Here is a 24,308-nt window from a genome sequence, read left to right on the forward strand (position 1 = left end):
TCAGAAGTGGAGGAGTTTCATGGAAGGCTTTATCACCGACTGGTTGAATCTCGCGATTCGCTGGTTTCACGTCGTCGCCGCAATCGCATGGATCGGCGAGTCGTTCTATTTCGTCGCCCTCGACAACAGCCTGAAACCGCCGCAGGACCCGAACCAGCGCAAGCGCGGCGTGTTCGGCGAACTGTGGCATGTGCACGGCGGCGGCTTCTACAACATGCAGAAGTACACTGTCGCGCCGCCGGAAATGCCGGACGACCTGCACTGGTCGAAGTGGCCGTCGTACACGACGTGGCTGTCGGGCTTCGGGCTTTTCACGGTGCTGTATCTGTTCTCGCCGTCCACGTATCTGATCGACAAAAACGTGCTCGACATGGGCCCCGTGGTCGCGGTCGCGTCGGCGCTCGGTTTTCTCGCCGCCGGCTGGATCGTCTACGACTCGCTGTGCCGCCTTCTCGGCAACAAGGACAAGGTGCTCGGCATCTGCGTCGGCGTGTATGTGCTGATCGCGGCGTGGCTCGCGTGCCATATCTTCGCGGGTCGCGCGGCGTATCTGATCATGGGCGCGATGCTCGCGACCATCATGTCGGCCAACGTGTTCTTCGTGATCATTCCGGGCCAGCGCAAGATGGTCGACGCGATGCTCAAGGGCGACACGCCGAACCCGATCTACGGCAAGCGCGGCAAGCAGCGCTCGGTGCACAACACGTATTTCACGTTGCCCGTCGTCTTCGCGATGCTGTCGAATCACTACGCGATGACGTACACGCATCCGCACAGCTGGGCGGTGCTCGTCGTCATCATGCTGGCCGGCGCACTGATCCGTCAGTTCTTCGTGATGCGTCATCGTGGCCAGGTGCTGTGGTATTTGCCGCTCGCCGGCATCGCGCTGATGTTCGGCGCCCTCTTCTGGACGATGCCCAAGCCGATGGTCCCGCAGGCGCAAGCGGCGAATGCGCCGACGGTGAAAGTGGCCGACATCGCGCCGGTGTTGCAGCAGCGTTGCGTGGCATGCCACTCCGCGCATCCGACGATGATGGGCAGCGCGCCTGCTGGGGTGTTGCTCGATACGCCGGACGAGATCTCGCAGAACGCGCAGCGGATTTATCAGCAAGCGGTGACGCTGAAGGCGATGCCGCTTGGCAATGTCACGCATATGACGGACGACGAACGGATGAAGATCGCTGCGTGGTTCGAGGGGGGTGCGGCGAAGTGATGGCGGGACTGGGCCTTTGCCGGATGTGAGGTCGTTGGGGCCGAGGTCGCTCAGCATCATGGAGCGGGCTTTTCGCGGAAGCGGGAAGCCCGTTTTTTGTTTGCTGCGCGGTGATGGTTGAATTGCTTGCTGGACGCTTCCTCTGTCCCGCAGGCATTCTGTACGGCCTGCTGCCGGTCGACGTTGGTTTCACCAGTCATGGCCGCAGCCGAGGCGCCGGCTAACGCACGTTCTCAGTGATGCCGCCGCTGGCCAAGTCGAAGCCGACTCGCCGATGTTGAGGACCGTCAAAAACCAAAAGAGCCCACGGCATTTCTGCCATGAGCTCCTTACCATCATCCTGCTCGTCAATTGCCAATTACGCCGGAACAGGAACGCTAAACCGCCACCCCACTCAACGCATCCTCAGTCAACCACAGCGGCTCCACAAGATCCTGCTCGTTAAGATTAAGCCCCTCCCCGCCGCGATCGACGACGATAAAGTCGCTCACTTCGCCCAACGCGATCAGCGGATGGTGCCAAACCCCCTTCGCATAATTAACGCCCTGCCAACCGCTCGTCACGAATGCGCGAATCTTCGATTCGTCGAGATCACCCGCGGGCGCGACCACCACCAGATACGGCTTGTCGTTCAGCGGCACGAAAGCCTGACTGCCGAGCGGATGCCGTTCGAGCATCTTCACTTCGAACGGAAGCGTGCGCGGCTGTCCGCGAAACAGGTTGATCAGCGTGCGGCCGTTCTCGTCCGTCACGTCCACCTTTGCGAGGTCGTGATAGCGGATCGTCGTGCCGAGGTTGATCGGGATCTGCTTCGCGCCCTCGAGTTCGATCACGTCGCCGAACGCGGCGAACGCTTCCTTCGTCAATGGTTCGATAGCGAGCGTTTTCATGATGCCAGCGTGCCCCACAAACGCAGACGCGATACGCCGCCGTCCGGAATGATGTTAAAGCGCACGTGCGTCACCGGACCGAGCGCCGCGATCTCGCTTTCGAAGTAATGCTGCTTGTCCATTTGCAGCTTCTGCTCGCCGAGCAGCACGGGCCAGAACATCGCTTGCGTGATCAGCGAACTGTCCGTGCCGCCCGTCACATACGCGGCCTGAATCGAGCAGCGGTCCGGATAGTTGCCCTTGAAGTGCGCGGTGTCGACTTCGATCTTCGAGATCACGCCCGGCTGTGCCAGCGCGACGATCGCCCAGTCGTTGCCCGGTTCGCGACGGCGCCGCGTTTCCCAGCCGTCGCCCATGTTCACGCCGCGGCCCGGCATCAGAATCGTCGACGCCGCGCCGAAGTGCTGATTGTTCGCCGCGACCAGATACGCGCCGTTCTCCATCGCGGCGAGGTCGAATTGCTGCGTGCGGCTGGCGCCCGCCCAGTCGACTTGCGGCTGACCGTACACACGCAGCCGCGCAATGCCGCCATCCGGATAGATGTTCACGCGCAAGTGCGTGTACGCATTCGTGTCGCCGACTTCGAGATAGTGATGGCTGTTGCCTTGCAACGTGATCGACGGCACGATTTCGGTCCATTGCGTCGACTGATTCGGCACGCCGTCCACCACGCGCGCGGCTTCGACGGAAGCGGCCGGCGGAAAGTTACCGGTGAAGTGGCTCGTGTCGAGATCGAGTCCCTTGATCACGCCCGGACGCGCGAGCTTGACGACGCACCAGTCGTAGCCGGTCACGCGCTTGCGGCGCGTTTCCCAGCCGTCCATCCACTTGCCGTGCTCGTCGTACTTGCCTGGAATGAAGACGGCCGGCTCCGGGTTCAGCATGCGGTCCTTCGGCGCGAAGAATTCGTCGCTGGCCTCGAGCGCCTGCGCGCCCAGGCGCGGGTCCGCCAGATTCACGTAACGCCGCGTGAATTCGGGTGCGTTGGGGTCGAGAGTCGGGAGTGCCATCTTTGTCTTCCTTGATGTGTTTGTTAGTGCGAGAAAACGTTCCGTGAAGCCGCGCGTTGATTCAAACGTCCATTCACGCGCTAATCAGGTCTTCGAGCCGGAAACGTGCGATACGGTAGATCTGATCGAGGCTCGCGCGCAGTTCGTCGGCGCGGCTGTTGTTCACGCGCGCCTCGAAGTTCGCGATGATGCCGTGACGGTCATAACCGCGCACCGCGAGAATGAACGGAAAGCCGAACTTCTCGCGATACGCCGCGTTCAGCGCAAGCAGCCTGTCGAACTCTGCCTGCGTGCATTGCGCAAGGCCCGCGCCGCTTTGCTCGCGCGTGGATTCCGCGGTGAGTTCGCCGCGCACCGCCGCCTTGCCCGCGAGCTCCGGGTGCGCATTGATCAACGCGAGCTGCTTGTCTTCGCCCGCCGTCTCGACAATCTTCGACATCTTGCGATGCAGCTCGTCGATGCTCGCAAATGGCCGCTCATTTGCGGCGATTTCCGCGACCCACGGCGAGTGCTCGAAGATGCCCGAGAGCGCCGCGACGAATGCGTCGGTGGAAACGGTGTTGAGTTGGTCCAGTGTGTATTGCATCGCCTTCATGCCGCCGCCTCGCGGTTGTTTTGCTGATACGGATGATGTTCGCGCCAGTGCCGCGCGATGTCGACGCGCCGTGTCACCCAGACGCGATCGTGCTGTTCGATATGGTCGAGAAAACGCTGCAGTCCGCGGAAACGCCCAGGGCGTCCGAGCAGCCGGCAGTGCATGCCGATCGACAGCATCTTCGGCGCTTCGTCGCCTTCTTCGTAGAGCACGTCGAACGCATCGCGCAGGTACGTGAAGAAGTGGTCCGCGGTGTTGAAGCCCTGCGGGCTCGCGAAGCGCATGTCGTTGGTGTCGAGCGTGTACGGGCACGATCAGTTGCGGCACGGTCGAGCCGCCTGTGACCTCGACGTCCATCCAGAACGGCAGGTCGTCGCCGTAGTAATCGGAGTCGTATAGAAAGCCGCCGTATTCGGCGACGAGCCGATGCGTGTTCGGACTGTCGCGGCCGGTGTACCAGCCAAGCGGCCGCTCGCCGGTGACGCGCTCGATCGCCTGCATGCCGAGCCGCATATGCTCGGCTTCTTTTTCCGGCGATACGTCCTGATAGTGAATCCAGCGATAGCCATGACACGCGATCTCATGGCCGAGTTCGACGAATGCACGCGCCACTTCGGGATGCCGTTCGATCGCCATGCCCACGCCGAACACGGTGAGCGGCAAGCCGCGCTTTTCGAATTCGCTCAGAATGCGCCACACGCCCGCGCGCGAGCCGTATTCGTAGATCGACTCCATGCTCATGTGACGCGCCGGATACGCAGCCGCGCCGACGATCTCCGACAAGAACTGCTCGGAGCCGGGGTCGCCGTGCAGCACGCAATTTTCACCGCCCTCCTCGTAGTTGAGGACGAATTGCACGGCGACGCGCGCTCGCCCTGGCCAGTTGGCCTGCACGGGGTGGCGGCCGTAGCCGATCAGATCGCGTGGATAGTTGGGGTCGAGTGGCATGGTTTGACGAATGCGTAGTGACGATACGTGTGGGCTCGCGAAGCGCGCTGCAGGATCTGTTGAAGCCTTGTGCGGCGCCGCCGCGATAACCGTCGCGACGGCCACCGAGATGGCCACCGAGATGGCCACCACAACGGCCACCACAAGGCAGCGCACAGCACGTCGGACGGCCCGCGGCGAGTTGGACCAGTGTAGCGAAAACGCGTTGGTGCGCCCATACACCGGCGCAGATAGTGCGTGTCAGACTGAATGTATGTGCGGCTCTGCTTCGCTGGTGTTTACCCGCAGCGAATCGGCATGGCTCACGCGCGGCGGCGCGGGATTCGGGTCCGCTGCCGACGGACTGAACGATTCCAGCGCGCCGTCATAGCGCTTGGGCAATGGCCGCGCATAGTCGCCGCGCTTGGCGGTCGACAGCCGCAGTGCGACGAGCGCTTCCGTCCACTTGACGGCGGCCGTCACGCCTTCGATCACCGGCGCGCCGAGCGCGTCCTCGATCTCCGCGCACAACTCGGCCATGCCCGCGCAGCCGAGCACGATTGCATCGGAACCGTCTTCGGCCAGCGCCCGCCGGCATTCGTCGAGGATGATGCGGCGCGCCGCCGAGCCAGGCTTGTCGAGGTCGAGCACGGCGACGTCGGTCGCGCGCACGTTGCGGCAAAAACGCCGCATGCCGTAACGCTCGGCGAGATGCCACGCCATGCCGCAAGTGCGCGCAAGCGTCGTGACCACCGAAAAGCCCGGCGCGAGCACGCTCGCCGCGTGCATGGCCGCCTCCGCGATGCCGATCACCGGGCCACGCGCGAGCTCGCGCGCCGCGTAGAGACCAGGGTCGCCGAAACACGCGATCACGTAGCCGTCGCAGCCCTCGCGCTCGCCCGCCATCACTTCGGCGAGCAGGCCCGGCGTCGCGAGCGCTTCGTCGTAATAGCCTTCAATGGACGGCGGCCCCATCGTCGGACTGACCGCGATCACCTCGGTGCCCGGCGCGGCGACTTCGCGCGCGCAGCGGCCCATTGCATCGGTCATGCGTTGGGTCGTGTTCGGGTTGATCAGTTTGATACGCATCTCGTCTCCTCTTTCGACTGCATGGGCAATGCACCGGCACTGCCCTTCACCTACCGAAGCTCAGCGTGCCAGCAGGCGATAGAACAACGCCCCAAGACCCGCGCCGATGAACCACGAGAAGTTCGCCATGCCGTCGAGCGACGGCACCATCACGCACAACACGGCGATCAGCGCGGCCGGCAACAACGCGGCAACGGCCCGATAGTTGACGCCGTTGCGATACCAGTACGAACCCGTCGGCGCGACCGTGTACAGATCGTCGAGCACGATCTTCTGGCGCTTCACGAGGTAGTAATCGACGATCAGGATTCCGTACAAAGGTCCGATGAAGCTGCCGAGCACATCCAGCGTGTAGTGAATCACGGCCGGGTTATTGAACAGATTCCACGGCGTGATGAAGATCGACGCAACCGCCGCGAGCATGCCGCCCGCGCGCCAGCTAATGAGCCGCGGCGCGACGTTCGAGAAGTCGAAGGCCGGCGAAACGAAGTTCGCGACGATGTTGATGCCGATGGTCGCAATCGTGAAAGTCAGCGCGCCGAGAATCACGGCGGTCGGATAGTCGATGCGGCCGACCGTTTCCACCGGGTCCGTAATCAGTTGACCGAACACCGGCAGCGTGGCCGCCGTCGTAATCACCGTGACGAGCGAGAACGCGAGAAAGTTGACCGGCAGTCCCCAGAAGTTGCCGCGCTGCACGCTGCGAAAGCTCTTGCCGTAGCGCGAAAAGTCGCCGAAATTCAGCATCGGCCCGGAGAAGTAGGACACCACCAGCGAGGTCGCCGTGATCATCACCGGCAGCACTTCCATGCCGTGATATTTGACGCCGCCCAGATTGATGCCGATGTTGCGCCAGCCCGCGCGATACACCATGTAACCGGCGAGGATGAACATCACGACATAAACGGCCGGACCCGCGAAGTCGATAAACTTCTTGATCGTCTCCATGCCGTGCCAGAACACCAGCGCCTGTAACACCCAGAGCAGCATGAAGCCGGACCAGCCGAGCGTCGAGAGGCCCATAAAGCCATGACGATGCACGTCCGCGTACGGCAGCAGTTGCGGCACGAACTTCAACACGACGATCACCAGCGCACTCGACGCGAGATACGTCTGGATGCCGTACCACGCGACCGCGATCAGCCCGCGAATCACGGCGGGAACATTGGCCCCGAGCACGCCGAAAGTCGCGCGACATGCGACCGGATACGGCACGCCGTTCGCCTGGCTCGGCTTCGCGATCATGTTGCACAACACGTTGACGATGCCGATGCCGACGAGCAGCGCAATCAGCACCTGCCAGCTCGTCAGACCGAGCGCGAAGAGACTGCCGGCGAACACATAACCGCCCACGCTGTGCACGTCCGACATCCAGAACGCGAAGATGTTGTAGGCGCCCCAGGTCTGGTGACGCAGCGGCGCGAGATCCTCGTTGTATAAGCGCTCGCTGTAGCCGGCCGGCATGGCGGGATTGCCGGATGCGTCGCCGTCTGCATAAGGGGGGATTGCGGAACTGCCGGGCGCTGCACTGAACTGAGCCATGATTCCTCCTTGTGATGGGACCGTCGATTGCGAATCGAAGGGCAATGCATTGGCCATGCCACTTGCGGCTTTGCTGCCGGTCCCGCGCCTGCTGTCGTTGCAAGCGCAACAGACTCGGGCCGCCGCGATGGCCACGCCGCGGATGTCTCCGTACTGAAGTACTTGTGGTTATCGCATTGCCGGCGTTCCGCGGACGTCCGGCAATGGGTCTGCTGCTACTTTCGTCCGGCGCGTTGGCGACGGACGCGCGTGCGCCGGCCGGCAGCGCCCGCGCCGGGCCGCCTTGCAACGCTCGCTCTATCGGTTCAGTTCAGTGCGGCGCGCACCAGCAACGGGCGCACGCCGGCCGCTTGCCTCAGCTTGGCGCGGACTTGCGTTTGGATAACGCTTTGGGTGATTCTTCACGCGATGTTTTCGCGGCGCCGCGTGGTGCGCCGCTCATTGCGCCGCTGCTTGCGCCGCTTATGCCGCTCATGCCGCTCATGCCGCTCATGCCGCTCATGCCGCCGCTCAGCGCGCCGAATACTTCATGCAGGTCGGCTGCGCCGCGTGCGGGCCGCTCCAGCATCTTCAACTCGACGCTTTGCAGATGGCGCGACATGAGTGCCGCCGCCTCTTTGGCATCGCCGGCGTCGAGCGCGGCGAGAATCGCTTCGTGGTCCTCGAACGAACACGGGCTTCGTCCAAGCGACTCGTACAACGCCGAGATCAGCGTGGAGCGCGCGACCAGTCCGTTCAGGCAATCGCACAGCACGGTGTTGCCGGTGAGTTGAGCCAGCTCCGTATGAAACTCGCCGGACAAACGAATCCACGACGAAAAGTCGCGCGTCTCGAACGCCTTGCGTTCGCGGCCGATCATGCCGCCGATGCTCTTTAACCGCCGCATGCCGTGTCCGTTGCAAATCTTTTCGACGACGGCCAGTTCGATGATGCGGCGCATCTCGAACACCTCATGCACTTCCTGAAGCGACGGACTCGCGACGAACGCGCCGCGGTTCGGCTCAAGATCCACGAGACGATCCGTCGCGAGTTGCGCCAACGCTTGCCGGATCGGACCACGCTTCACCGCGAATACTTCGCACAACTGTGCTTCGGTCAACTTCGCTCCGGGCGCCAACCGATGCTCGAGAATCGCGGCACGAATGCGCTCGGCAATTGCTTCGGGCTTCGAACTATTTACGCTGACGGATTCGGTGTCGGTGTCGGTGTCGGTGTCGGACATGATGTGTGTCTCGGTATGTTGGTCATATTAGGATGGACATAAAGATTGTCAACAATTTTTGCGGCGATCATCGACAATTTTTCGTGGTGCGGTGCGGCGTGAATTGGCCTGGGTGATTTGGCGGCTTTGTCAGCAAGGACGCGCCGCTCGGCCGGCGAGCACAGTCGCTGTCTTTGAGCGGCTATTTTGTCGACAAAATCGTTACTTCACCGCTGCCTTCGTTGCCCGAACGGGCGTTCGGATGAGGCCGTTAGTTGCGTTGACGCGCCATGAAAAACGGGCCGCAGCCCGCTTCTTAGGTGCCCGGGCATTCAACCCAGGAATGGATAGTTGGATAACGTCAGCCTGAAGCCGCGGGCGTCGGCGATGAGGTGCGCGTCGGCGCCCACAGGCAGCGTCACCATGTCCGGCACATGGCCGAACTGCAGGCCAGTGACGATCGGAATGCCGATCACCGATCTCATGTGCTCGATCATGGCTTGCAGGTCGTAGCCGTTGTCATAGTCATACAACTTGCCGCCCGAAAAATCGCCGAGCACGAGTGCCTGCTGCTGACCCAGGATGCCCGACAGATGCAATTGATAAAGCATCCGCTCGATACGAAACGGTTGCTCGTTGACGTCTTCGACAAACAGCACGCCGCCTTGCACTGGTGGCATGTACGGCGTGCCGATGAGCGACGTCAGCACCGCCAGATTGCCGCCCCACAAGGTGCCGGAGACGTCGACCGCGTGCGCTTGCGGGACGTTTCGCGCGATCGTCACGCTGGGCTTTGTCAGCGCGGACCAGAAGTGCTGCATCGTGAATTCGCTGACGTGTTCCGCGCCGAAGTCGCTCATCAGCATCGGCCCGCTGAACGTTTTCAGCCCGGCGCGCGCGAGGAGCGCCAACTGAATCGCCGTGAAGTCGCTATGGCCGACGAGCGCGACCGGTTGATCGGTCAGCCGGCGTTGCAGCCCGTCGTAATCGAGGCCGTGCAGGAGACGCATCGCGCCGTATCCGCCGCGCACGGCCAGCACAATATCGGGCAACGCGCGCGATGCATCCGCGAGCCGGTTCAGGTCCGCAGCGCGCTCGCCGTCCGTACCGCCGAAGCGCTGATAGCGACGCCGCGTCGCGTCGACGCCCTCCACCCGATGCCCTTGCCCGCGCAGGCGCTGCAACGCCCGATTCAGCACCTCGGAGTCAGGCGGGTAGCCGGACGGTGCGATCAGATCGAAGGTACGGTGGACAGTCATCGGCGGGACCTTGTTATGGTGTTGGCTGCGGTTGTTGGTTGCGGTTGTCGGCTGCGGTTGTTGGCTGCGGTTGTTGGCTGCGGTTGTTGGCTGCGGTTGTTGGTTGCGGTTGTTGGTTGCGGTTGCTGATCGAGGTTGCTGGTTGGAGTTGTGCGCGCGGTTGCTGTTCAGAGCGGCTCGCCTGGCTTGCTTTGCGCACCGACGCCGGCGCGCGCCGCCGCCCGCGCTTCGCGGCTTGCGCGCCGCCGTTCCGCGAAGAACGACTTCAGTGCGGCGCCGCATTCGCTTTCGAGCACGCCGCCCGTTACCTCGGTGTGGTGATTCAACTGCGGGTTCGCGAACGCATCGACGACGCTCCCGCACGCGCCCGTTTTCGGATCGCGTGCGCCGAACACAACCCGGGCGATGCGCGCATGCATGATCGCGCCGGCGCACATCAAACACGGCTCGAGCGTCACATACAGTTCGCAGCCCGGCAAGCGATAGTTCTGCGCAACTTGCGCCGCGGCACGCAACGCGACCATCTCCGCATGCGCCGACGGATCGTGCGCGCCGATCGGATGGTTGAAGCCCGTCGCGATTACTTCGTCGCCGCGCACCAGCACTGCGCCGACGGGCACTTCGCCGGCCGCGCGCGCCTCTTCGGCGGCGGCCTGGGCGAGCGCCATGAAGCGGCGGTCGCGGTCGGAGATGGGGGTGGGGATGCCGGTGGGCGGTGCAGCCGGATCGCTTGCGGCGGTTGCGGCAGTTGCGGCAGTTGCGGCAGTTGCGGCAGTTGCCGGAGTTGCCGGAGTTGTGGCAGAGGCAGCGGTTTCAGCAGAGGCAGCGGTTTCGGCAGGTGCAGCAGTTTCGGCAGTCGCAGCGGCTGCGGGGATCGCGGCAGTTGCAGCAGGAGCACCAGACCCAGCGGTTTCAGCAGAGGCCGTTGTAGTTGCGGGTGAAGGCTCAGCGACGGCCGACTGCGCGACCAGCGGCCGCCCTGGCGCGGACACGCCAGTGGCGTCGACGCGCGGCGTGCCCCCCGCGCAAGCACCGCTCGCCGTGTCAACGCCCTCGACAACAGCAGGCGATCCATCCGACGCCTTGCTGCCCTCGATCCGATCCGGCTCGGCATGCGCCGCGCCCCGATGGACGACGGGCTCGCTCACCGCGACCTCGCAGCGACGTTCTCCGCGCCGGACACAACCGACGCCGCGCTTTCCAATCGAGACGTTTCGTCATTGGAAGCACGCTCGGACAGCCGTTCGGCGATCCGACGGCAATATTCGCGCGGCAACGCCATAGCGCTCCCGCGCAGCGATTCCAGCGCCATATCGAGCGCCAGCATGCGCGCCTGGAGGCGACAGCGCGTAGCCTTGTCGCTCACGGCATTCAGCTCGGCCTGCAAGTCACGCAACGCGCGCAACTGCTCGACGGCAGGCGGCACGAAACCCGCATTTTTCAGAATCCGGTTCGCGACGCGCACCTCTTCCGGGACGAGTGCATCGTCGTCGAGGCAAAGCGGCGCGCCCGCGCCCGGCAAATCGTCGAACTCGCCGCGCGCCGCGGCGGCGGCAATACGCTGTTCGACTAACGCATCAAGCAATCTCATCTGCAATCCACTACGTTGCGGCCCAAGGCATTCTATCAGGGCGCGCGACGGTTGCCTCCGCCGGGGCGACCGGCGCCGCCGCCCCTTCGCATCTTGCGCGGACATTTCGTGGATGCTGTGTATGCGGCGTTTGTGGACGCAAGCCGGCCATGTGAGCGCGCCGAGCGTGCAATCAATTCGAGCCCAGTTCCGCGGTAGCGCCGGGCCCTCGTACGATCCACAGCAAGCCCGAGAGCCCACGATGCGGACTTCCCTCCCCTATGACTCGGCAGCTTCGAGCGGCCACCGCGCAAGCGCGATATGCCGGGTACGCCCCAACAAGCTATGTATCAACGCAAAACCGCGCACATTCCAGCAGACCGGCTCGACCGGGCGCGGCGCAGCCCACGGCAAACCGTAAGCCAACGTCACATGCGGCGTAAAAGCCACGGCCCCCGAGCCCCGATGACTGTCGAGGCCGCAGCTCTCCAACGCGCTGCGCAATGCATCATGAAGCGCATGCAGGCCGACGACGCCCTCAGTTCCCGTCAGCACCAATGGCCCCGGCCGTGGCTTCGAAGCGAAGCTCTCGACCGTATCGAATTCGACGGTAAACGGCGCCACGCGCACCGACGCGGCCGCCTGCATGGCCGCCGCCACCTGGGCCTGCGGCAGCCCGCCTGCAAAAGTGCCGAGGTGACGCAGCGTGACGTGCAACCGATTGGCGGCGAGCGGCTTGCCGCGGGCGCGCGCCTCCCCGCAAAGCTCCTGCGCGAGCTTTGAAATGCTGGCCGCCGTGCTAGTGTCCGGAAACACAGCGAAGAACAGACCGTCGGTCGGGGTTGGCGGCGCCTCGAGCCCGGGCAACCACAGTTGTTCAGGCATCTTGCTCCTGCGTGGTGAAAGCCGGCATCTACACGGATCCTCCTTCACATTAACTGGCCATTAACTGACTCGGGGGTGCTGCGAGCGCGAAAGCCGCACTGCCGCCCCCCCAAAAAAACGCTTGCCGTACCAAACCGTCTACGTAGAATACTGTACATTCATACAGTACGGGCGGCAACGTGAAATTGCAGAAAAACCAGAAGTTCTGGCAGAGAAAACAACAGGTCTACCTCAATGAAAGACGACGTCGCGCAGGTCCCTTTTTCCACGGCGTTCTGGTACTGGCTGCGGCTCGGCTTCATGAGCTTCGGCGGTCCGGCGGGCCAGATTGCGCTCATGCATGAGGAACTCGTCGAAAGAAAGCGCTGGATCTCGGAAAAGCGCTTCCTGCATGCGCTGAATTTCTGCATGGTGCTGCCGGGCCCGGAGGCGCAGCAACTGGCCACGTACATCGGCTGGCTCATGCATCGCACGTGGGGCGGCGTGATCGCGGGCGGACTGTTCGTGCTGCCGTCGCTCTTCATTCTGATGGGCCTTTCGTGGGTCTATCTCGTGTTCGGCAGCGTCCCGGCCGTGGCCGGCGTGCTTTATGGCATCAAGCCGGCCGTGACGGCGATTGTCGTGTTCGCCGCGTATCGCATCGGCTCGCGAGCGCTCAAGAACGCGTGGCTATGGACGATCGCCGCCGCCGCGTTTCTCGCGATTTTCGTCGGCAATGTGCCCTTCCCGCTGATTGTTCTCGTCGCCGGCATCATCGGGTACTTGGGTGGCAAATATGCGCCGGCCCGCTTCGCGATGGGCGGGAAACACGCCGCCGCCGCACAGCTTCATGGTCCGGTGCTGATCGACGACGACACGCCGACGCCTCGCCATGCGCTCTTCACGTGGAAGCGCTTTTCTATTGTGCTCGCGAGCTTCGTCGCCTTATGGCTCGCGGCGATCGGTACGCTGGCGGCGCTCTACGGATGGAGCGGCGCGCTCACGCAAATGGCCTGGTTTTTCACGAAGGCCGCGCTGCTTACGTTCGGCGGCGCCTACGCTGTTTTGCCGTACGTCTATCAGGGCGCGGTCGAGCATCAGCATTGGCTCACGGGACTTCAGATGATCGACGGCCTCGCACTCGGCGAGACGACGCCCGGCCCGCTGATCATGGTCGTCGCGTTCGTCGGCTTTGTCGGTGGATGGACGAAAGCGATATTCGGTCCGCACGCGCTGCTCTTGTCCGCGGTCGTCGCGTCGACGGTCGTGACGTTCTTCACCTTCCTGCCTTCGTTCATGTTCATTCTGCTTGGCGGCCCGTTTATCGAGACCACGCACGGCAACCTGAAATTCACCGCGCCGCTGACGGCGATCACCGCAGCCGTGGTCGGCGTCATCGTGAATCTCGCGGTCTTCTTTGCGTTGCACGTTTTGTGGCCGCACGGCCTGCATGGAAGTTTCGACTGGCCGTCGCTCGTCATCGGGTTCGCGGCGGCGCTTGCCCTGTTTCGGCTGAAGGCCGGCGTGATACCGGTGGTGCTGACGTGCGGCGCGGCAGGGCTCGCGTTCCGGCTGCTTGCATGAAGCGCGGAACGCTGCTGCGTCGCGGCGTCCGTCAAGAACGGTTCAGGTACTCGCGAGATGAAGCGCGGAAGGCGGGTGCATCGTGGCCTCCGTCGAGAGCGGGCCAAGTACTCTCAGCATGAAGCGCGAAACGCCGCTGCCTCGCGGGCGTCCGTCAAGAGCGGGCCAGGTACTCGCGACACTAAGCGCGGAAGGCCGCTCAGCGGCGTCCGCCAAGAACAGCCTTACATACTCGCGACCAATAGCTCTTCAGCATTGCTCGGCGGACGCAAACCGTCGGTCCTGTCCGCGAAGTAGCGCTGCGTGAGATCTGCCGCCGAAACGTGCCGGGCCTGCGTGAACCCGGCTTCGTACGCAAGAGCCAGCATATCCGCCGGCGTGAAGAAGCTGAGAAAAGGCGTGCCGCTTGCGAGCGCGCCCTTCTCCGCCATTTCCAGTCCGGGGCGTACCTCGGGGTCTGCCATCTGCAGCGGCAGCAGGAAAGTCATGGCGAGCGTCGATCCGCGCGCGAAGGCCGCGACTTCGCGCAGCGTGGCCGCGTTTGCATCGCGTGTCAGATACATGCTCACGCCCGTCGAGACCACGATTGCCGGCTTGCTGCTGTCGAAGCCCTCGGCCATCAGCCGCTCGCGCCACGCTTCGCCGGCCTCGAAATCGACCGGCACGAAACGCAGCCACTGTGGAATGCCGAAGCCGAGCTCAATCAGCCGCCGACGTTTCCACGCCTGCGGCACAGGCTGATCGATCTCGAACACGGTGAGGCGTGAAGCAAGCTCGGGCCTGCGCTGCGCAAAACTGTCGAGGCCCGCGCCAAGTATCACATACTGATCGATTCCGTGCGCGGCCTGCTCGGCCACGAGATCTTCGATGAAGCGAGCGCGAGCCACGATCGATGCGCGAAACGGACGCGTGAATTGCGGGTCCATGTCGCCGCGCTGACGCCAGTCGTCGCCAGGAGACAGCAGCTTCAGCCCAATGGAATCGTCGAAAACATGCGGCGCGGCGTCTGCCTCGGTATGCAACGCACGCCACAGGGCGACGCGGGCCGCGGTGCTGTCGGGTGCCAGCTCTCGCTCTTCGTTCATGATCGCCGATCCTCCTCATTTATGCGATGCGTGTGCTTCGCTTCATCGCCGGCTGGGGGAGCAGCAGCACAGAGCGCAGCACCGCAGTCTCAGTACGCGGCAACCCACGCACGGAAAGCTCCGCGCCATAACCTCTGCTCTGCGCGCCCAGCCCGCAGCAAACAAAAAGCATAGCATCGGCACACAACACCATACAGATCCCCACCGCGCCGAATCGCCACTCAACATCCGATCCCTTCGCATCTCTATGCGATCATCCTATGAACCAGACCAGACCTCAGGGAGATCGCCATGAGCAGCAGATGGTTTTCGAACTTCGCGAGCTATCTTTCGACGATGACCGGCCGGCCGGGCACCTTCGTCATCGCCGTCTCGCTCGTGATCGTGTGGGCCGTTACGGGGCCGTTCTTTCACTACAGCGACACGTGGCAGCTCGTGATCAACACATCCACGACGATCGTCACGTTCCTGATGGTCTTCCTGATCCAGAACACGCAGAACCGCGATACGGCCGCGATGCAGATCAAGCTCGACGAACTGATCCGCGCGATCGAAGGCGCGCATAACGCACTGCTCGATCTCGAAGAACTGGAGGAGAAAGACCTCACGCGCTTTCGCAAACAGTACGAAAATCTCGCGAAAGATGCGCGCGTCGCGCTGCGCAAAGGCGGCAGCGATACCGATTCGCCGTTCGTCGACAATCGCGACATGAGCGACGAAAAGCGGAGCGACGACGACCGCCATCGTGACGACGACAAGCAAGACAAGCGAGACACACCAAACCCACACGAGCGAAAAAACTAGCGCACGTTTCCTAACGCGACGCAACGCAACGCGGCCAGGCGAGGCGAACCACGCACCCATCGATAACAGCAAAGAAGGCCGCTTCGCCTCACCGCACCACCGCGTCTCCCTTCAAACGAAACACGGCCACCGCATCGTTCAACTCGCGGCTCTGCTCCTCAAGCGACACCGGCGAAACGTCGAGCGCTTGCCGCGCACCGACGCTCCTCCGCCGTGCAGGCCCTTGCGAGACGCGCGGGCAATCCCTGTGAATTCCGTTTAAGATCGAACGCTTCGCGCGGCCTCACGCGCGCTCGCGCGTCGGCACCTGATCCGCCTTACGCCAACCACGCTGCAACAGAAAAACCATGAACATCGCTCAAGCCGTTGTCCCCGCTTTCGCGCCTGCAAGTCCGCTTCCCGTACCCCTGGCCTGACCCGCGCATGCTCAGCTATACCGGCGGTCTCGTCCTCGTCGCGGCCCTGCTTCATGCAAGCTGGAACGCGTTGCTGCACGGCAACCGCGACCGTTTCCTGTCGATGACGTGGATGAGCATCGCCATCGCGGCGGTCAGCACGGTCATCGTTCTGTTCACGTCGCTGCCGGCCGCCGCGGCGTGGCCGTATGTGGTCGCATCGGGGCTCGTGCATATCGGCTACAACGCGAGCCTCGTGCACGCGTACCGACGCGGCGATCTGGCGCAGGCGTATCCGGTCGCGCGCGGCTCGTCGCCGCTTCTCGTCACGCTCGGCGCGGCGCTCTTCGCTCACGAGGCGATCGGCCCGCTGCACGCGCTCGGGATCGCGATGATCTCCGGCGGCATCATCGCCATTGCACTGCAAGCGGGGCGCGTGTCGCGCGCGGGCGTGCTGGCCGCCTTGACGACCGGCGCGACCATCGCGCTCTATACGGTGATCGACGGCATCGGCGTGCGGCTGTCCGGCGGCGAGGCGCTTGCCTACACCGCGTGGATGTTCCTGTTCTACTGGCTGATGCCGCTGCTGTTCATCGCGAGGCGCGGGCTGCCCGCGCTGCGGATGCCGATACGCTCGGCGCCGGCGGCGGTCGGCTCGTCGCTCGTGGGCGGGCTTGTGTCGGTGGCGGCGTACGGCATCGTGATCTGGGCGATGCAGTCGGGCGCGATGGGCACCGTCTCGGCGTTGCGCGAGACCAGCGTGGTGTTCGCCGTGCTGATCGGACGCGTGTTCCTCGGCGAAACGGTCAACGGCAAGCGCTGGCTTGCCTGCGTGGTGGTCGCGGCCGGCGCGGTTTGTCTCGGGCTCTGATGCTCAAGCCCTCGCCGCGCCGCCGCGCTTGCCGCACTTGCCGCACTAGCGCCCATTACATCGGCGGCGCGACGCCATCCTTTTCGACGACCACGCGCTGAGCGACATACGCGCCGCCCTGCGATGCGGCGGTTGCCACGACGAACACCTTCTTGCCCGGCGTCAGATCCGAACGGGCAGCCGGCGTGAAGGTCACGACAGGCACGTTCGGCGGCACCGTCACCTCGTTGCTGCCGCCCTTGTACGAGAGCTTCAGGTTGCGGCCGCTCGTGCCCTGGACCACCGTGTCGACGTTCGCATTCGTCATCGTGCTGTTGGGGCCGAGGTCCCAGCCATAGTGACCCTCGCCCGTGCCGCGCGCGGCTTCGGGGAAGACGACGACTTCGGTTGCCGTGAGCTTGCCGTCAGTGCCGGTCGTCGCGGCCGTGCCGACGAACGAGCCCGGCTTGATGTCGGAAAGCTGCATCGACTTGACCGCCGACACGGCGACAGCCGGCTTCAGTTCAATCGATACCGTGTCGCCGCTGCGGCGATGCACCTTCAGCACGTCGCCGTCGAGCGAAACGATATCGCCGCGAATGCGCGACGGTTTGGCGGCGGGCGTCTGTGCGAGCGCGGCGCCGGCAAAGGCGAGCGTCGCGAGCGTGATGCCGATTTTCAGGCGAATAGACATGAATGAATGCTCCGTGAGAAACGATCGAAAACGATCAAAAAAGAACTGCAAAGCGGGGACTGCAAAACGACAATGCAAACCGAAACTGCAACACCCTGAACGGCCCGCTGCAAATCACGAACCGCCGAACCAGTTATAGCCCTGGTTCTCCCAGTAGCCGCCGGGATAGTCGTTCGTCACGCTGATCGCGACGATATGCTTCGGATTCTTGTAGCCGAGCTTGGTCGGCATGCGCAGCTTCATCGGGAAACCATATTTCGGCGGCAGCGTCTCGCCGTCGTAACCGAGCGTGAGTTGCGTCTGCGGATGCAGCGCCGTCGGCATGTCGATGCTGGTCCAGTAGTTGTCCGCGCAATGAAACGACACATATTTCGCGGTCAGATCGGCGCCCGCTTGCTTGAGGAACGATGCAAAGCGCACGCCGTCCCAACGGCCAATCGCACTCCAGCCTTCAATGCAGATATGGCGCGTGATCTGGCTTTCCTGCGGCAACGCGCGCAGTTCGTCGAGTGTCCACACGCGCTTGCCGTTGGCAAGGCCGCTCACTTGCAGCCGATAGCTCGCGGCGTCGACCTCGGGTACGTCGTCGATATCGTAGAACGCGTTGAACGGAAACGGCCGCGTGATCATCGACTCCGGATAGGTCGGCGCGAGCGTAGTCGGACTGAAGAGCAGCGCCTGCACGTCGTCGTTGAAGGACGACATCTTGCGCAACATGCTGTTCACGGACTTGTCGTTCGACAGATCGCAGCCCGACAGCATCGCGATTCCGCCGAGCGTGAGAATGCGCTTGCCGAGCAGGCGGCGTGCGGGATTCTTGAGCTCGTTGCGCGCATCCTTGATGATGCTCTCGGCATGCGACGAAGCAAATTCGCTTAGCCTTCCTGACTTGTTTCGAAGCGTCATGATCAGCGCCCCCGAATCATTATGAGAAGCGAGCGCGGCACCAGCGCGACCATCGCCACATGCACGACGAAGAACGCCACCAGCACGCTCATCCCGACGAAATGCACGACCCGCGCGTTGTCGTATCCGCCCATCAGCGTGCGCAGCAGCGGGAACTGCACGGACTTCCAGATCGCGAGCCCCGACAGGATAACGAGCACAATATCGACGATCACCACGAGGTACGCGAACTTCTGCACCGCGTTGTAATGCGCGAGGTCGTCGTGCCCGAGCTTGCCGCGCAGCGCGGCGGCGAGATCGCTCATCAGCGAGCGCATGCTGAGCGGCAACAGCTTGCGCTGCAAACGGCCCGAAGCAACATTGAGCGCGACGTACACGGCGAAATTCGCGACCAGCATCCACATAATCGCGAAATGCCATTGCAGCGCGCCGCCGAGCCAGCCGCCCAGCGTGATGGCGGCAGGAAACCGCACACCCGCGAAGATCGGCGAAGCGTTATAGATCTGCCAACCGCTCATCACCATCAGCGTGACGGCGAGCGCGTTGACCCAGTGTGAGATCCGAACCCATGCGGGTTGAATCGTGGCATGACGAATTCTGGCGTAATTCAAGGCGGCCTCGTGGTGGATAGCTGCAAAAAATCGGCACTGTCATGGGCGTTAACAGCGCGTGTGGGCAGCTATTCCATCGCACGATAAATTTATTTCGGCTCCACCCTTCATACGCCAAACGGATACAGGTCCGGCGCGCGTTCGGTCGCGCGCGTGGCCAGCGGCTCGACGGCGCGCGTCGTGTCGAACCAGACATAGGCATCGAATTGCTCGGGCAACACGGCTTCCGCATAGTGGCTATGCAGTTCGGTCTCGGGCCGGTAAATCACGCCGATAAAGCGTTCGAGCCGCGCCTCGCTCAAGCGCGCGCGCAGCAGCGCGTCCGCGCCGTTCGACAGGTCCACGACGCAGCGCGGCTCGCCGGACGCATGAAACTGATACTCGTAACTGTCCTCGCGTGAAGGCCGCACCGCCTTGATTTCCATCGGTCCGTCCCAGTCGGACGCGGCGGCGACGTCGCCAGCATGCGTGCCGAATCCGATCAATGCCGCGGCGTCACCGAAACGTTCGCGGCATAGCTGCCCCACGTTCAGCTCGTTGCGCACGCGGCCCATTTCGGTCGCGGCCGCGTTGCCGATGTGCGAGTTATGCGCCCACACCACCGCGCGGCTGTCGGGGCCTTGCGAGTCGAGCAGGCTTTCGAGCGTCTCGAACATGTGCGTGTCGCGCAGGTTCCAGCTTGCGGCGGAGCTGCGGTACATGGTCCGGTAATAACGTTCCGCCGATGCCACGAGCCGCGCATTCTGCGTCGCATCGAACCAGTGCTCGCCGTCGACGTTGGCCTCGTCGAGCCGTTTGCGCAACAGGTCCTGCAACTGCTGGATCACCGCATTCTCGCAAGTCCTGAAGCCCGCCGAAAACGCCGCGCGTCCGTACACTTGCGGGTCCTTCTGCCACGGCGTGAGGCAGCCGTAGCGCTCGCGTGCGATCCTGGCTGCCTCGGGATCGGTGCGATCGAGATAATCGAGCACGGCGGCAATCGACGCCGACAGGCTATACATGTCGAGCCCATAAAAACCACAGCGCCGCCCGTCGCTCTGCTGTTCGTTATGCGCGCGCAACCAGCGGACGAACGCCGCGAACTCTTCGTTGCGCCACATCCATACCGGGAAGCGCTGGAACGGCGGCTCGCCGTTGCGCGGCTCGCGCGCGCGTGCGTAACTGTCGATGACCGCGGCATCGGGCCAGTCCGCTTCCACTGCGACGATCATGAAGCCATGCCGCTCGACGAGCCGCCGCGTAATCGCCGCACGCGCCCGGTAAAACTCCGACGTGCCGTGACTGCATTCGCCGAGCAGCACCACTCGCTTCGTGCGCAGATGATCGAACGCGTCGGCGAAGGTTTCGTCTTCGGGCTCAGGCAGCGGACGCGCGCTCGCTGCGATCAGGCCGGCGAGCGAATGGGGTTGCCGCTGGGTTCGCGCTTGCTTAGGCGTTGGTCTTTGCGTTGGTCTTTGCGTTCGCCCTCGGGTTGGCCCTCGTTCTTGCCCCTGCGGCTCATCCACCGAAACGCCACCACCCGCTTCACTCGACTGCTCAGCACCCGCCGCCGCAACGCCGTCTTCCTCCGGCCAGCCCTGCTCGCCGATCAGCGGCACGAAATGCACGCCGCAGATGTCCTCTTCGTCGAACTCCGTGTCGCTGCGGCGCGTGACCTTGATAAGCCGCTGCGTCTCCGTCGACGCCCCCACGGGCATCACGAGCCTGCCGCCGATCGCCAGTTGCTCGCGCCACGCCTGCGGCACATCGGGGCCGCCGGCAGCCGCGATGATCGCATCGAACGGCGCCGCGGCGGGCCAGCCGCGCGTGCCGTCCGCGTGATGCACGACGACATTGTCGAAAGCGTGCTCGTGCAGCGCTTGCCGCGCGCTGTCGGCGAGCGACGCATGCCGTTCGATGCTGTCCACGTGGGCCACGATCCGCGACGCGACGGCCGCCGCATACCCCGAACCGGTGCCGACATCGAGCACGCGATCGCCAGGCGACAACTGAGCCGCCTCCAGCATGCGCGCGACGATCACCGGCTGCGAGATGGTCTGGCCATCGTCCAGCGGCAACGGCGTGTCGCTGTAGGCAAACTCGGCAAGCTCCGGCGGCACGAACAGATGCCGCGGCACCTCGCGCATCGCGTCGAGCACGCGCGCATCGCGCACGCCGCGCGCGGCGATCTGGCTTTCGACCATCTGCTGCCGCGCTTCGTCGAACGCCTCTTCATTGACTGTCGATTCGTCCATCATGGGCCTTCACGCATCACGATGCCATTGCGCGGCACGCTTTCGCGCACGCGCGGCACGACGCAGCACAATCCTTGCAGTGCTGCGCTTCGTGCTTTTCGCATTCCGCTGCGCAGGCGTCGCAAATGTCGGCACACATGCGGCAGATCGTGGCTGCCTCGCTGCTGCCGCGCGCCATCGCAGCCGATGCGAAGTGGCAAGCCGCCGCGCAATCGATGTCGAGTTCGATGCATCGGGTCATGTCGGCCACGCCCTCTTCCGCGAGGCAAGAGCCGGCGCAGTGGCCGCAGGCGAGCGCGCACGCATCGCAGGCTGAAATACAGGACTGAAACTGTTCGTGCGTCATGGTGACCTCCATCTGACGAGTCGAATTTTCAATCGACGACGCAACGCGCTCTCGCGTCGCGCGTCCTGCATGATGAGCAGCAAAGCGCATTCCGGCTGCGGTTTTTCTGCTTGGGCAGCAGCGTCGCGCCGCAGTGTTTCGGTGCCAATGCGCTCGCGATTCGCAGGCGCGGGTATTAGGCAAACCTCGCGTGCCGATGCGTGTCAGCGCCGCAGATTTCTCACGTCAACTTCGGCCAACGTCAGTTGCACGGTCTTGCCGCTTTCCCACGCGTTCGCGCCCTTCACGACTTGCGGCTCGGCGATGTCGGCGCGCTTGCGTCTCTCTTCGACGGTCGACGTGCGAAACCGCGTGTCGCGCGCGTCGAGCATCGGCGGATTGATCTGCCCGTCGCGTGTGAAGCCCATCATCAGTTGCGGGATGCCGAGCGGCAGGCTCGCGTCGCGGTCGATCTGCCATGTGTGCCAGGTCTTGCCGTAGGTCGTCACGAGGTCCTGCATCAGCGCATGTTCGGCGAGTTCGGGAATGCGCGGCGCGACGAGTTCGCCCGACTTCACCTCGTAATGATGGCTGTGCCAGAGCTTCTTTTCGTCGTCGGGCAGCGATTTGAAAATGCGCTCGCTGACGATGTACTCGATGCCGATCAGCTTCGCGTTGCTCTCGTTGGAATCGAAGATCACGCACTGGTGAAAATCCTCGGTCACATGCGTGCAGAAGTGATGCGCCTCGACCTGGCGGCCCATGTCGTCCGCGTAAAAATGAAAGCCGTTCAGGTAGGCGCTCATCGCGTCGATCGGCTTGCGGTTCTGCAAGACGTCGGCGCCCGCGTCGAGCGCCTTGCTCTTTGCGCTCTTTTGCGACCCCGGCGGCGGCACGCCGAGATTGTGCTGCGCCCGCGCCTCGGGCACGAAGAGGCTCGCGAACGGCAGCAGCAGCACGCTTTTGAGTATCGACGACGTGAAAGCGCGGCGGCAGCCGCACGCGGCAGGTCGGTTCATACGGGTTTCCTCCACGGATGGGCGCGGCCGGCGCGTGGCAGTCCGGCTTCGCGCGGCGGTTCGGTTTCAAGGCGAGGCGGCGCTGACGCGTCCGCACGGCGGGTTGCCTGGCGGCGGCGCCGTCGAAGGCTCAGGCTCAGGCCCAGCCTGATCAAAGCCAGCATCGCCTATGCCCAGCCGCGCGCGATTCGCAGCAAGCCGGCCGTCAGCCGACCGCCCGCCCGAGCCGCAAATCCCGCCAAGCCGGCGCGGTCCAAGCCGCCCAATCCCCCCAACGGCGGGCGATGCGCACGAACACACGGACAAAAACTATTGGATTTCTCTAGAGTTGATGGATCGCCGGCCAATGGCGGCTGGCGAAGCCGCGCTAACACGCAGCGCGGGTCATCCAGAGGAAACCAGGGAAAAACAAATGGGAACGTCTCTTTACAAAGATCGATCGACCGGCCAACACGGGCACGGCACCTCGAGGCTGCATCTATCCGGTGCGCCGCTGACACTCAAGCACACGATCCACCCCGAGCAGATTCGCGACAATCTGCCGGCGGGCCAGGGCGGTGTCGGCTTTCTCTTTCACGCTACAGACTGGGATACGCTTGCTTTCTCCTTTCACAATGTCAAAACCCGAAGCGAGTCATTCGAAGAAGAGCTTTGGCGCACCAAGCCTTTTATCGCGTCGCCGATCTATTCGGGCTCGCAGATGATCGGCGCGAACATTGCCTGCCCGGTGCCGCTCGAGCTTTGGCTCGGCAGTCCACGCGGCATCAAGCGGTTTCGCGAAACGCAATTCTTCCCCGCGCTGGAACTGGCGAGGCAGGCCGGCTTGAACATGGTGGCAATGGGCGCCTCGACGCCTTATGCCTGCAACTATGGGGCGCTGCCGCGGCAGACGAAGCCGCCCCACATCACCACGGGCCATGCAGCGACTGCGGCCATGCTGAAGGACTGGGCGATTCACTGCTGCAACGAACTCGACCTCGAGTTCGGCAAGACCAAGCTCGCGCTCTTCGGCGCGGCCGGACGGCTCGGCACCACGGTGGCGAAATATCTGCTGTACAAGGAAACACCGACGGAACTGGTGCTGATCGACCTGCCCGACAAGGTCAATCTGCTGGCGGACCAGGCGCGCGAACTGATGGCGGCCGACCTGCTCGGGCGCACGAAGGTATCGGTCCACACCTTCAGCCCCGACACGCCGTTGCCGCAGTTCGACGGCGCGATCCTCGCGAGCAGCACCAGCGTGCCGTATCTCACCGCCGCCGATCTGAGGCGCGCGCGCTTCTGGATCGACGACTCGCATCCGCGCGCGGCAAGCGTGGAAGCGGAACTCGCGTCGCGCGGACATACGCTATATATTGAATGCTTCGCGCGCGGCCCCGCCGGTCTCGATTCGAGGTTCCCGTTCCGACTGCCCACCACGCGCGACTGCTATACCTGTTTCGCCGAGGGCTATGCCGCCTGGCAGGAAGGGATTGCTTCGGACTTCATCATCGGCAGTCCGCCTGTGTGGTCCGTCTCCTATACTCATGGCCTGCTGAAAAAGTACGGATTCTCGGTCGGACCTTTTCACGGCAAAGACGGCTCGGCGATCAACCTCGATCTGGGCGTGACTGCAAATATGACTTGACCGGGTCGTCAATG

22 protein-coding genes and 1 pseudogene are annotated in these 24,308 nt (G+C 63.8%); 5 read left to right on the forward strand and 18 right to left on the reverse strand.

Annotation, left to right across the window (positions count from 1 at the left end; genetic code table 11):
• The first annotated feature begins 19 nt into the window (after positions 1-19).
• Positions 20-1,213 (forward strand): urate hydroxylase PuuD, encoded by a 1,194-nt coding sequence (locus ABIE53_RS11700; protein ID WP_006051771.1) that lies wholly within the window; start codon positions 20-22, stop codon positions 1,211-1,213.
• A 377-nt stretch (positions 1,214-1,590) separates the two neighbouring features.
• Here ABIE53_RS11700 and ABIE53_RS11705 read toward each other — a convergent pair whose 3' ends face one another.
• The 11 genes and pseudogenes from ABIE53_RS11705 to ABIE53_RS11755 all read right to left on the reverse strand — a co-directional run bounded on the left by ABIE53_RS11705 (position 1,591) and on the right by ABIE53_RS11755 (position 12,181).
• Positions 1,591-2,103, reverse strand: coding sequence for an ureidoglycolate lyase (locus tag ABIE53_RS11705; protein ID WP_107706748.1), 513 nt, complete (start codon positions 2,101-2,103; stop codon positions 1,591-1,593).
• Positions 2,100-3,113, reverse strand: coding sequence for an allantoicase (gene alc, locus ABIE53_RS11710; RefSeq protein ID WP_006051773.1), 1,014 nt, complete (start codon positions 3,111-3,113; stop codon positions 2,100-2,102). Before alc ends, ABIE53_RS11705 begins: the two co-directional genes overlap by 4 nt.
• A gap of 73 nt (positions 3,114-3,186) precedes the next feature.
• Complete coding sequence (uraD, locus tag ABIE53_RS11715; protein ID WP_107706747.1) at positions 3,187-3,708, reverse strand: 2-oxo-4-hydroxy-4-carboxy-5-ureidoimidazoline decarboxylase; 522 nt, start codon at positions 3,706-3,708, stop codon at positions 3,187-3,189.
• Positions 3,705-4,656: pseudogene (gene puuE, locus ABIE53_RS11720) on the reverse strand (allantoinase PuuE). Before puuE ends, uraD begins: the two are co-directional and overlap by 4 nt.
• A gap of 240 nt (positions 4,657-4,896) precedes the next feature.
• Positions 4,897-5,724, reverse strand: a complete 828-nt coding sequence (locus ABIE53_RS11725; RefSeq protein WP_107706745.1) for an aspartate/glutamate racemase family protein — start codon at positions 5,722-5,724, stop codon at positions 4,897-4,899.
• A 60-nt stretch (positions 5,725-5,784) separates the two neighbouring features.
• Positions 5,785-7,266 carry an NCS1 family nucleobase:cation symporter-1 gene (locus tag ABIE53_RS11730; protein ID WP_006051777.1) on the reverse strand — a complete coding sequence of 494 codons (1,482 nt, stop codon included), beginning with the start codon at positions 7,264-7,266 and terminating at the stop codon, positions 5,785-5,787.
• Between the two features lie 355 nt (positions 7,267-7,621).
• On the reverse strand, positions 7,622-8,488 hold the full coding sequence (locus tag ABIE53_RS11735) for a GntR family transcriptional regulator (protein WP_192698864.1): 867 nt from the start codon (positions 8,486-8,488) through the stop codon (positions 7,622-7,624).
• 311 nt (positions 8,489-8,799) lie between these two features.
• The gene (gene ldcA, locus ABIE53_RS11740) at positions 8,800-9,726 is read right to left on the reverse strand and encodes a muramoyltetrapeptide carboxypeptidase (RefSeq protein WP_053858191.1); all 927 of its coding nucleotides are present in this window, start codon (positions 9,724-9,726) and stop codon (positions 8,800-8,802) included.
• A gap of 167 nt (positions 9,727-9,893) precedes the next feature.
• Positions 9,894-10,430 (reverse strand): tRNA adenosine(34) deaminase TadA, encoded by a 537-nt coding sequence (gene tadA / locus ABIE53_RS11745; protein WP_244231002.1) that lies wholly within the window; start codon positions 10,428-10,430, stop codon positions 9,894-9,896.
• A gap of 440 nt (positions 10,431-10,870) precedes the next feature.
• A complete protein-coding gene (locus ABIE53_RS11750) occupies positions 10,871-11,317 on the reverse strand; it encodes a DnaJ family domain-containing protein (RefSeq protein WP_006051782.1) in 447 nt (148 codons plus the stop codon).
• Positions 11,318-11,575: 258 nt separating this feature from the next.
• The gene (locus ABIE53_RS11755) at positions 11,576-12,181 is read right to left on the reverse strand and encodes a 2'-5' RNA ligase family protein (RefSeq protein WP_053858194.1); all 606 of its coding nucleotides are present in this window, start codon (positions 12,179-12,181) and stop codon (positions 11,576-11,578) included.
• A gap of 234 nt (positions 12,182-12,415) precedes the next feature.
• Between ABIE53_RS11755 and chrA the strand changes: the two genes are divergently transcribed.
• Positions 12,416-13,744: a chromate efflux transporter gene (gene chrA / locus ABIE53_RS11760; RefSeq protein ID WP_107706741.1), complete on the forward strand. Its 1,329-nt coding sequence runs from the start codon at positions 12,416-12,418 to the stop codon at positions 13,742-13,744.
• Between the two features lie 224 nt (positions 13,745-13,968).
• On the opposite strand, the gene ABIE53_RS11765 is transcribed toward chrA, so the two are convergent.
• The gene (locus ABIE53_RS11765; RefSeq protein ID WP_107706740.1) at positions 13,969-14,829 is read right to left on the reverse strand and encodes a class I SAM-dependent methyltransferase; all 861 of its coding nucleotides are present in this window, start codon (positions 14,827-14,829) and stop codon (positions 13,969-13,971) included.
• A 291-nt stretch (positions 14,830-15,120) separates the two neighbouring features.
• Here ABIE53_RS11765 and ABIE53_RS11770 point away from each other — a divergent pair, with 291 nt between their 5' ends.
• Complete coding sequence (locus ABIE53_RS11770) at positions 15,121-15,633, forward strand: low affinity iron permease family protein (RefSeq protein WP_107706739.1); 513 nt, start codon at positions 15,121-15,123, stop codon at positions 15,631-15,633.
• A 423-nt stretch (positions 15,634-16,056) separates the two neighbouring features.
• On the forward strand, positions 16,057-16,899 hold the full coding sequence (locus ABIE53_RS11775) for an EamA family transporter (RefSeq protein WP_192698863.1): 843 nt from the start codon (positions 16,057-16,059) through the stop codon (positions 16,897-16,899).
• Positions 16,900-16,954: 55 nt separating this feature from the next.
• Here the strand turns inward: ABIE53_RS11775 and ABIE53_RS11780 are convergent, their stop codons facing one another.
• The 6 genes from ABIE53_RS11780 to ABIE53_RS11805 all read right to left on the reverse strand — a co-directional run bounded on the left by ABIE53_RS11780 (position 16,955) and on the right by ABIE53_RS11805 (position 22,667).
• A complete protein-coding gene (locus ABIE53_RS11780) occupies positions 16,955-17,572 on the reverse strand; it encodes a hypothetical protein (protein ID WP_006051789.1) in 618 nt (205 codons plus the stop codon).
• 114 nt (positions 17,573-17,686) lie between these two features.
• Positions 17,687-18,478 (reverse strand): molybdopterin-dependent oxidoreductase, encoded by a 792-nt coding sequence (locus tag ABIE53_RS11785; protein WP_006051790.1) that lies wholly within the window; start codon positions 18,476-18,478, stop codon positions 17,687-17,689.
• Between the two features lie 2 nt (positions 18,479-18,480).
• Positions 18,481-19,089: a cytochrome b/b6 domain-containing protein gene (locus tag ABIE53_RS11790; protein ID WP_310073292.1), complete on the reverse strand. Its 609-nt coding sequence runs from the start codon at positions 19,087-19,089 to the stop codon at positions 18,481-18,483.
• Positions 19,090-19,196: 107 nt separating this feature from the next.
• Positions 19,197-21,323: a protein-L-isoaspartate(D-aspartate) O-methyltransferase gene (locus ABIE53_RS11795; protein ID WP_107706825.1), complete on the reverse strand. Its 2,127-nt coding sequence runs from the start codon at positions 21,321-21,323 to the stop codon at positions 19,197-19,199.
• A 16-nt stretch (positions 21,324-21,339) separates the two neighbouring features.
• The gene (locus ABIE53_RS11800) at positions 21,340-21,669 is read right to left on the reverse strand and encodes a four-helix bundle copper-binding protein (RefSeq protein WP_082367054.1); all 330 of its coding nucleotides are present in this window, start codon (positions 21,667-21,669) and stop codon (positions 21,340-21,342) included.
• A gap of 203 nt (positions 21,670-21,872) precedes the next feature.
• The gene (locus ABIE53_RS11805) at positions 21,873-22,667 is read right to left on the reverse strand and encodes an OBAP family protein (protein WP_107706737.1); all 795 of its coding nucleotides are present in this window, start codon (positions 22,665-22,667) and stop codon (positions 21,873-21,875) included.
• Between the two features lie 412 nt (positions 22,668-23,079).
• Between ABIE53_RS11805 and ABIE53_RS11810 the strand changes: the two genes are divergently transcribed.
• Positions 23,080-24,294, forward strand: coding sequence for a hypothetical protein (locus ABIE53_RS11810; protein ID WP_192698862.1), 1,215 nt, complete (start codon positions 23,080-23,082; stop codon positions 24,292-24,294).
• Positions 24,295-24,308 lie beyond the last annotated feature (14 nt).

Source organism: Paraburkholderia sp. OAS925 (assembly GCF_040543975.1).
In the GTDB taxonomy this organism is placed as follows: Bacteria; Pseudomonadota; Gammaproteobacteria; order Burkholderiales; family Burkholderiaceae; genus Paraburkholderia; species Paraburkholderia graminis.

Excerpts from the sequence above, each read along its gene's own strand:
- ABIE53_RS11700 (WP_006051771.1), top strand. The coding sequence starts at position 20 with ATGGAAGGCTTTATCACCGACTGGTTGAATCTCGCGATTCGCTGGTTT.
- ABIE53_RS11705 (WP_107706748.1), bottom strand. The coding sequence starts at position 2,103 with ATGAAAACGCTCGCTATCGAACCATTGACGAAGGAAGCGTTCGCCGCG.
- alc (WP_006051773.1), bottom strand. The coding sequence starts at position 3,113 with ATGGCACTCCCGACTCTCGACCCCAACGCACCCGAATTCACGCGGCGT.
- uraD (WP_107706747.1), bottom strand. The coding sequence starts at position 3,708 with ATGAAGGCGATGCAATACACACTGGACCAACTCAACACCGTTTCCACC.
- ABIE53_RS11725 (WP_107706745.1), bottom strand. The coding sequence starts at position 5,724 with ATGCGTATCAAACTGATCAACCCGAACACGACCCAACGCATGACCGAT.
- ABIE53_RS11730 (WP_006051777.1), bottom strand. The coding sequence starts at position 7,266 with ATGGCTCAGTTCAGTGCAGCGCCCGGCAGTTCCGCAATCCCCCCTTAT.
- ABIE53_RS11735 (WP_192698864.1), bottom strand. The coding sequence starts at position 8,488 with ATGTCCGACACCGACACCGACACCGACACCGAATCCGTCAGCGTAAAT.
- ldcA (WP_053858191.1), bottom strand. The coding sequence starts at position 9,726 with ATGACTGTCCACCGTACCTTCGATCTGATCGCACCGTCCGGCTACCCG.
- ABIE53_RS11750 (WP_006051782.1), bottom strand. The coding sequence starts at position 11,317 with ATGAGATTGCTTGATGCGTTAGTCGAACAGCGTATTGCCGCCGCCGCG.
- ABIE53_RS11755 (WP_053858194.1), bottom strand. The coding sequence starts at position 12,181 with ATGCCTGAACAACTGTGGTTGCCCGGGCTCGAGGCGCCGCCAACCCCG.
- chrA (WP_107706741.1), top strand. The coding sequence starts at position 12,416 with ATGAAAGACGACGTCGCGCAGGTCCCTTTTTCCACGGCGTTCTGGTAC.
- ABIE53_RS11765 (WP_107706740.1), bottom strand. The coding sequence starts at position 14,829 with ATGAACGAAGAGCGAGAGCTGGCACCCGACAGCACCGCGGCCCGCGTC.
- ABIE53_RS11770 (WP_107706739.1), top strand. The coding sequence starts at position 15,121 with ATGAGCAGCAGATGGTTTTCGAACTTCGCGAGCTATCTTTCGACGATG.
- ABIE53_RS11775 (WP_192698863.1), top strand. The coding sequence starts at position 16,057 with ATGCTCAGCTATACCGGCGGTCTCGTCCTCGTCGCGGCCCTGCTTCAT.
- ABIE53_RS11780 (WP_006051789.1), bottom strand. The coding sequence starts at position 17,572 with ATGTCTATTCGCCTGAAAATCGGCATCACGCTCGCGACGCTCGCCTTT.
- ABIE53_RS11785 (WP_006051790.1), bottom strand. The coding sequence starts at position 18,478 with ATGACGCTTCGAAACAAGTCAGGAAGGCTAAGCGAATTTGCTTCGTCG.
- ABIE53_RS11795 (WP_107706825.1), bottom strand. The coding sequence starts at position 21,323 with ATGGACGAATCGACAGTCAATGAAGAGGCGTTCGACGAAGCGCGGCAG.
- ABIE53_RS11800 (WP_082367054.1), bottom strand. The coding sequence starts at position 21,669 with ATGACGCACGAACAGTTTCAGTCCTGTATTTCAGCCTGCGATGCGTGC.
- ABIE53_RS11805 (WP_107706737.1), bottom strand. The coding sequence starts at position 22,667 with ATGAACCGACCTGCCGCGTGCGGCTGCCGCCGCGCTTTCACGTCGTCG.
- ABIE53_RS11810 (WP_192698862.1), top strand. The coding sequence starts at position 23,080 with ATGGGAACGTCTCTTTACAAAGATCGATCGACCGGCCAACACGGGCAC.